Annotated in this window: 3 protein-coding genes; all 3 read right to left on the bottom strand. The window is 75.8% G+C overall.

The window, feature by feature from the left end:
- Positions 1-37: 37 nt before the first annotated feature.
- Positions 38-1,249, bottom strand: coding sequence for an acetyl-CoA C-acetyltransferase (locus tag FNQ90_RS12380; protein ID WP_182606422.1), 1,212 nt, complete (start codon positions 1,247-1,249; stop codon positions 38-40).
- A 141-nt stretch (positions 1,250-1,390) separates the two neighbouring features.
- On the bottom strand, positions 1,391-2,623 hold the full coding sequence (locus FNQ90_RS12385; RefSeq protein WP_182606423.1) for a CaiB/BaiF CoA transferase family protein: 1,233 nt from the start codon (positions 2,621-2,623) through the stop codon (positions 1,391-1,393).
- A 155-nt stretch (positions 2,624-2,778) separates the two neighbouring features.
- Positions 2,779-4,988, bottom strand: a 2,210-nt coding sequence (locus FNQ90_RS12390) for an ABC transporter substrate-binding protein (RefSeq protein WP_182606424.1), incomplete at its 5' end; no start/stop codon positions are given.

A 4,988-nucleotide genomic window follows, 5' to 3' on the forward strand; every position in this document is an offset into this window, starting at 1 on the left:
TGTGTATAAGAGACAGGGGCGGGAGGGCCGTCCCGGATCAGACGCGTTCGATGATCGTGGCGATGCCCATGCCCCCGCCCACGCACAGGGTCGCCAGGCCGCGGCGCAGGTCGCGGCGTTCGAGTTCGTCCAGGAGGGTGCCGAGGATCATCGCCCCCGTGGCGCCCAGGGGGTGGCCCAGGGCGATGGCCCCGCCGTTGACGTTGACCCGGTCGAGGTCCAGGTCCATCTCCCGGACGAAGCGCAGGACGACGGCGGCGAACGCCTCGTTGATCTCCACCAGGTCGATGTCGTCCATGGTGAGCCCGGCACGGTCGAGCGCCTTGCGGGTGGCGGGGGCCGGGCCGGTGAGCATGATGGTGGGCTCGGAGCCGGTGACGGCGGCGGAGACGACCCGGGCGCGGGGGCGCAGACCGTACCGCTCCCCCACCTCCCGGTTGCCGATGACGGTGAGGGCGGCGCCGTCCACGATGCCCGAGGAGTTCCCGGCGTGGTGGACGTGGTCGATGCGCTCCAGCCAGTGGTACCTGCCCAGCGCCACGGCGTCGAAGCCGCCCTCCTCCCCCATCCGGGCGAAGGAGGGGCGCAGGGCGGCGAGGGAGTCGGCGGTGGTGCCCGGCCGCGGGTGCTCGTCGCGGTCGAGCAGGACGAGACCGGAGGGGTCGGTGACCGGCACCACCGAGCGGTCGAAGCGTCCGTCCTTCCAGGCGGCGGCGGCCCGTTCCTGGGAGAGCGCGGCGTACTCGTCCACGTCGCGGCGGGTCAGTCCCTCCAGGGTGGCGATGAGGTCGGCCCCGATGCCCTGGGGGACGAAGCCGACCCGGTGGGCGGTGGCCGGGTCGGCGGCCCAGGCCCCGCCGTCGGAGCCGATCGGTACCCGGGACATTGACTCCACGCCGCCGGCGAGGATGAGGTCCTCCCAGCCGGAGCGGATCCGGGCGGCGGCCTGGTTGACGGCCTCCAGGCCGGAGGCGCAGAAGCGGTTCTCCTGCACGCCCGCCACCGTGTCGGGGAGGCCGGCGGCGATGGCGGCGATCTTGGCGATGTCGGCGCCCTGGTCGCCCAGGGGGCTGACCACGCCCAGGACGATGTCGTCGATCGCCGCCGGGTCGAGGTCGGGGAGGCGGCGGCGGAGTTCGTCCACCAGCCCGACGACCAGGTCGATCGGTTTGACGGTGTGCAGCGACCCGTTGGGCTTGCCACGACCGCGCGGGGTGCGGATCGCCTCGTAGAGGTATGCCTCGGTCACGGGCTCTCCCGGCGTCGTCGGCGGATCGGCGGGGTCGGCCGGTGCCGCTCCCGCCGCGGAACGACACCCACGATAAGAACGTGTTCCATTTTCGACAAGGGCGGCGCCCCGCACGGCGCGCCCGTTCCCGTGTCGCGCCCCTCACGCCCCGGGCGAGTCCGGGGCCCCCGGCGCCGGAAGGGGCTCGCTCCCGCAGAACTCGGCGAGGCCGGGCACCCCCCAGTCCCGGGCCACCGCGACGACGTCCGCGCCGGGCCGGGCCGGTCCGCGGCGCACCGTGCCGGGGGTGGCGGAGAACCGGGGCGCGGGAGCGGGCTGCACCAGTCCGTCGTGTTCGACGAAGGTCCCCCGGGCGGCCAGGTGGGGGTGGTGGGGCGCCTCCCTCAGCGAGAGCACCGGCGCCACGCAGGCCTCGGTGCCGGCGAACACCTCCATCCACTCCTCCCGGGTGCGTTCGGCGATCCGGGCGGCGATCGCGGCCCGCAGTTCCGACCGGCGGGCCGGGTCCTCTCGGTCCGGCAACGTCGGATCCCCGGCCAGGCCCACCAGGTCCAGGAACTCCTCCCAGAAGCGGGGTTCCAGCGGTCCGATGGCCAGGTGGCGGCCGTCGGCGGCGGCGTAGGTGTCGTACCAGGGGGTGCCGCCGTCCAGGAGGTTGGCCTCGCGTCGGTCCTGCCAGGCACCGGCGGCCATCATGCCGTGCAGCATGGTGGTGAGGTGGGCGGTGCCGTCCACGATCGCGGCGTCCACGACCTGACCCGCGCCGCCGGCGCGGACCCGGTGCAGGGCGGCCAGCACCCCCACCGCGAGGTAGAGGGAGCCGCCGGCGTAGTCGCCCAGCAGGTTGGCGGGGACGGCCGGACGGCCGTCGGCGGGCCCGATGACACCGAGCGCTCCGGTGATCGCGATGTAGTCGATGTCGTGGCCGGCCCGGTGGGCCAGCGGCCCCTCCTGACCCCAGCCGGTCATCCGGCCGTAGACCAGCCGGGGGTTGCGGGTCAGGCAGGCGTCGGGGCCCACGCCCAGGCGTTCGGCCACCCCGGGACGGTAGCCCTCCAGCAGCACGTCGGCGCGCTCGACCAGGTCGAGTACCCGCTCGGCGGCACCCTCCCGCTTGAGATCCAGCAGCACCGAGCGCTTGTTGCGGTTGGTGGTGTCCCACCGGGGGTCGATGTGCGGCCAGCCGCTGCCCGGGCGGTCGACCCGCACCACGTCGGCACCCAGATCGCCCAGGATCATCGCGGCGAAGGGGCCGGGGCCGATGCCGGCCAGCTCGACCACGCGCAGGCCCGCCAGGGGGCCACCCGCCGGTTGGGGGGCGTCGGTCCCCGGTACGGCGTCCGCCGTCGTTCCCCCGCCGGTGCCCGTGTCCATCGCTCTCCCCTGCCGTCCGGTTCCCGGTCGGCCGCCCGTTCGGGCATCCGACCGGCCACCCGTTGGGGCGGCCGTGACGGGTGATGATAGGAACATGTTCTCGTTGTGTCGAGAAAAGCGGGGATGTGCTCAGGGGGAGGACGCGAATGCCGGGATCACACCTCCGTCATCGGCGCCTTCCCCAGGAAGTGGAACTCCCCGCCCCGCACCTCGTACCAGTACGCCCCCTCGTCACCGGTCGCGAGCCGACCGTCGGCGGCGAAGGCGAGGGGCTTGGCCACCCCACGCAGTCGGGCCGAGCGCAGGCGGGTGAGCAGCGACTCGCGGTCCGGAGGCGTCCGCGTCCCCATTCGCCGCACCGTCTCCACCACCAGGCGGGCCGCGTCGTAGCCCTCGGCGGCCCAGGGGCCGGGTTCCTCCTCGAACCTCTTGCGGAACACGGTGGTGAACCCCACCGCCTCCGCCGCCCGGGCGGGGTCGATGCGCGGCGCGACCACCAGCCATCCCTCGGCGGCCTCCCCGGCCGCCCGCGGGAACTCCTCCCGCAGAGCCGCCTCGCCGGCGATCCGGGGGCCGGCGAACCCGGCGTCGGCCAGGGCGATCGCCAACGCGGCCACGGCCTCGGCGCGGCCGGCGTGCACCACCGCGTCGATGCCCGCGGCGAGCAGCCCCGCCGCCGTGCCGCCCGGATCGTCCGCGCCGACCGGCAGCACCCGCGGCACGGGGATGATCCGGTCACGGTCCAGGGCACCGGTGACGGCCCGCACCGCGATGCCACTGATCGGTTCGGCGGCCCGGTCGTCCACCAGACCCACCCGCCGCACCTCCGGGTCGCCGTGCAACCGGTGGACCACCGCCAACGCCTGGGCGGCGGTGTCGGGGCGGGCGTGCAGCAGCGTCCGGTACGCCGTGTCGTCCGCGGGGAACTCGGCCGGGGAGAGCGCCAGCAGGGGGAGACCCTCCCGGGTGTACCGCTCGGCGGCCGGACGTGCCGACACCTCCCCGGTGGGTCCGATCACCGCCCGCACCGCCGGGTCGGACCCCAACTCCAGGGCCACCTCCGCGGCCCGCTCCGGGTCACCACCGTCGTCGAGCACCCGTACGTCCACCGCGAAGGGGAGCCGGGTCAGGCCGGCGAACTCCTCCACCGCCAGCCGGACCCCCAGTTCCTGGGCGCGTCCCACCTCCGCGTCGGGTCCGGAGAGATCCGCGTGCACGCCGATGAGCAGGGTCTCCCCCGTCTCCGCCGAGGGGCCGCCGGAACGCGCGCGACCGGCGAACAGCACACCGACCCCACCGGCGGCGGCCGTGGCCGTCCCGGCCACCAGGAGCAGCAGGCCGCGCCGGGAGGTGCCGCGCCGCGCCGCGTCCGACCGATCGGTGTCCTTCCCGCGCCCCGGGCCGCCGGGCCGGTCCCCGGCTCCGGTGAAGGGCGGCCGGCCGGGGTCCGCGCCCGTGGCCTGCCCGGGATCACGGCTCCCACCGCGGGAGGTACCGTCGGCGCGGGCCGGTGGGGCGTCGGGGGGCGAGGCCGCGCGACGGCGGGCGATCAGGTCCACCACGTCCCCGGGCCACCGCACCCCGCCCGTCCCCCCGGGCCGGAGGCCGAGTTCCGCGTACAACTCCGTAGGGGTGGGTCGCAGATCGGGGTCCCGGTCCAGGCAGGCGCCGATGACCTCGAGCAGGCCGCGCGGGACGTCCGCGAGGTCCGGGGGTTCGGTGAGAATGCGTCGCCGCACCTCCCCGGCGGGCTCGGCCCCGAAGGGAAGCCGTCCGGTGACGGCATGGGTCAGCACGCATCCCAGGGCGAAGACGTCGACCGCCGGGCCGGGGCGGCCCTCGGGCTCCCCGGCCTGCTCGGGCGCCAGGCAGGACGGGGGCAGGATCAACGGCCCCGCACCGTACAGCGCGCCCGCCAGCCCCAGTCCGGTCAGCCGTGGGCCGTCGGGGGCCAGCAGCACCCGTGCGGGGGTCAGGCAGGCGTGCACCAGACCGGCCCGGTGCACCGTCTCCAGCGCCTCGGCCAGTCGCGCCCCCACCTCACGGCCGACATCCCGGGGCAGCGGCCCGCGTGCCGCCACCACCATCGCCAGATCGGGATCGGGCAGGTACGGCTCGGCCAGCCACACCAGTCGCGCGCCTATGTCGGCGGCCACCGGCGCCACCGCCCAACGGCTGACCACCCGCTGCGCCGCGGCGGTGCCCCGGGCGAAGGCGGAGCGGAACTCGGTGTGCGCGGACCACGGGTTCGGAACCACCCGGAGCGTCATCAGCACCCCGCCCGCCGAGCGGGCCAGGTAACAGGTGCCGGGGGGATCGGCGGGCAACCGCCCCAGCAGTCGGTGACCGGCCAGGTGGGTGGGAT

The sequence above is a fragment of the Streptomyces alkaliphilus genome, from assembly GCF_014141535.1.
Classification (GTDB): domain Bacteria; phylum Actinomycetota; class Actinomycetes; order Streptomycetales; family Streptomycetaceae; genus Streptomyces; species Streptomyces alkaliphilus.